Genomic DNA, 1,758 nt, shown 5'->3' with positions numbered 1-1,758 from the left:
GTGCGGCAATCAGTTAAGAAGGGTAAGCACCCAATTGGTCTTACTCTTAGGGAAAAGTACAATTACTATGAAGAGCTAGCAACCAGCCGATTTAGAGGCTTCTAGTAGGGTAACTCCGCCCGAAATTAGAGAATTCGCCTATTTTCACCTAAAAAACCGCCTGCAGACATTATATTCGGTAATGGCCACAGCAATACTGACCAGAATTTAACATCCTCCTAAACATTGCCGCCAGGATCATTTTTTTGAAATTCCTGAATCTCAAGAGAATGGCAACTCCATTAGTAATGAGTGCTATGGAAATGGCAATTAATTTACGTCAACCTGGCGAAGGTACTCTTTTTCATAGTGATCGCGGCTCACAGTATACCAGCAAAAAGTATAGAAAACTGCTTTCAAAACACAAAATTGAAGCCTCCATGAGTAGTGTTGGTGCGTGTTTAGATAATGCGCCTGTTGAGCGTTTTTTTGGTAGTTTGAAGAATGAATGGTTGCTAAATGTTGTGCATTTAACAAGGGAATCTATGGCAGAAGATGTAAAAGCTTATATTCGTTATTACAATCATGACAGGCTTCATACAGCAAATGAATATCTGTCTCCCGTTAACTTTGAAAATTCTCGCAAAATGGTGTCCTGTTTGACTTGACCAGAACAGATCATGGTTTACCTTAAACAAAAACCAGTATCATATCATCAAATCAAATTGCGACAGAACCAAGCAACTTACCAGCAATTTTACTTGCTCGCAGCCTAACTATGCCTGAAGAAAAGTGCTCCTCTGTGAAAATTTCAAATTGCGACAGAACCGTAAAATGTGTTGTTAAACTTTTAACTGAAACCGCCGTATGCGGCATAGCACGTATGGTGGTGATAGAGGACGGAGACCGCAAAGCCCCTCCTCCTGGATTTAATTGTTTACCATTATCGATATGACTAAGCTAACGTACATGAATTAATATGTTTCTCTTGTCACCGATGGTTTTCCAGACTCATCTCGATACACGACAAATTGACTATAAGAAGTTCCTGGGCTTTCATAAGAATGGCCAGAATCTCCACTATCAATACCTGTAGCAGTTATTTCTGATACTAAACATACGCCTCTTGACTGAGAACTCCAAGAAGCATATGACCCCACAACATAACTCTCATTACTGCACAAAGCAGAGTCATAAGTTATAGTGCCTTTTATGTCATAACCAGCGCTATTAATAATATGTACAACAGGGTAACTACTAACATTTTGATTGTTGTTCGCAGCTTGTGAAGCAATAGGAAGGCTTAAACTTAAAAAAACAAAAACCAATAATCGATTTAAATGCTTGATTTTAATCATAAAGTCTACTCTCTTTAACCTAAAAATAAATAGATCATATATTTTCTATAAACGTAAAGAATTTTAACATTTATTTTTTCCACCCTCCGTCATCTGAAGTGTAATATCGAGGCTATAAAAACTCTTGTTAAAAATTATAATCATCTTCAATCGCTAAGGGTCTGATTCCCCGCAGCTTGCTGCGAAAAAAAACAAAGCGCATTACGACCCGAAGGGGTAATTTTCCGAAATACCTCGTAGCTTGCCGCGAGGATAGGTAAATTGAGTTTTGCGCAAATTTATTTTCTTGTACTATATCGATTATTTTTACAATAAGGAAGTATATTTTTATAAAAATAGCACTCAACCAACATCTTCTGAAAGAATATCAGCAAGTTAAATAATACAGAAAAGGCAAGCTAGAGGGCACTGTTGCGAAAAA

The 1,758-nt window shown here is 37.4% G+C and carries 2 protein-coding genes and 1 pseudogene; 1 reads left to right on the top strand and 2 read right to left on the bottom strand.

Annotation, left to right across the window (positions count from 1 at the left end):
- Positions 1–263: 263 nt before the first annotated feature.
- Positions 264–647 (top strand): annotated as a pseudogene (locus C200_RS13110) (transposase); the annotation flags it as partial.
- Positions 648–699: 52 nt separating this feature from the next.
- Here the strand turns inward: C200_RS13110 and C200_RS15575 are convergent.
- Both C200_RS15575 and C200_RS13105 read right to left on the bottom strand, forming a co-directional pair.
- Positions 700–891 carry a hypothetical protein gene (locus tag C200_RS15575; RefSeq protein ID WP_144019362.1) on the bottom strand — a complete coding sequence of 64 codons (192 nt, stop codon included), beginning with the start codon at positions 889–891 and terminating at the stop codon, positions 700–702.
- 62 nt (positions 892–953) lie between these two features.
- A complete protein-coding gene (locus C200_RS13105) occupies positions 954–1,337 on the bottom strand; it encodes a hypothetical protein (RefSeq protein ID WP_016212152.1) in 384 nt (127 codons plus the stop codon).
- Positions 1,338–1,758: the final 421 nt, after the last annotated feature.

Origin of the sequence: Piscirickettsia salmonis LF-89 = ATCC VR-1361 (assembly GCF_000297215.2) — a bacterium.
In the GTDB taxonomy this organism is placed as follows: Bacteria; Pseudomonadota; Gammaproteobacteria; order Piscirickettsiales; family Piscirickettsiaceae; genus Piscirickettsia; species Piscirickettsia salmonis.
This window is presented reverse-complemented; position numbering and strand designations above follow the sequence as displayed.